Genomic DNA, 341 nt, shown 5'->3' with positions numbered 1-341 from the left:
GGGTTATGAATATTTTGTGGCGCTAGATTTACCCGAGGTAGTAAGTGATTATGTGTACCGCAGCCCTGTGGTCGCGATAGCATCAAAGTATCCTATTATTGATTCAGCTAATGTCAGCCCAGATCCGCAATGGGTCAGCCAGTTAGGTTTAGCGGAGTCATTTAGTTTTAGCCGTAAACCGTTACGGGCTACGATACAGTTACCAGTATTTGGTCCATGTGATTGTTATGTCATTCACCTTAAGTCTAAACGCAGTGGCGTGAGTCGTGACGATATCAGTGAAAGTGGCTTACATGGCGGTGCTGATTTTGTTGCACGGCAAGTGCTTGGGCGTTGGGCAT

At 46.3% G+C, this 341-nt stretch carries 1 pseudogene; it reads left to right on the top strand.

Annotated features, from left to right (window positions below):
* Positions 1-341, top strand: a pseudogene (locus AAEZ00_RS20745) (endonuclease/exonuclease/phosphatase family protein); the annotation flags it as partial.

It is taken from the genome of Shewanella sp. S1-49-MNA-CIBAN-0167 (assembly GCF_040310145.1).
Lineage (GTDB): Bacteria > Pseudomonadota > Gammaproteobacteria > Enterobacterales > Shewanellaceae > Shewanella > Shewanella psychromarinicola.
This window is presented reverse-complemented; position numbering and strand designations above follow the sequence as displayed.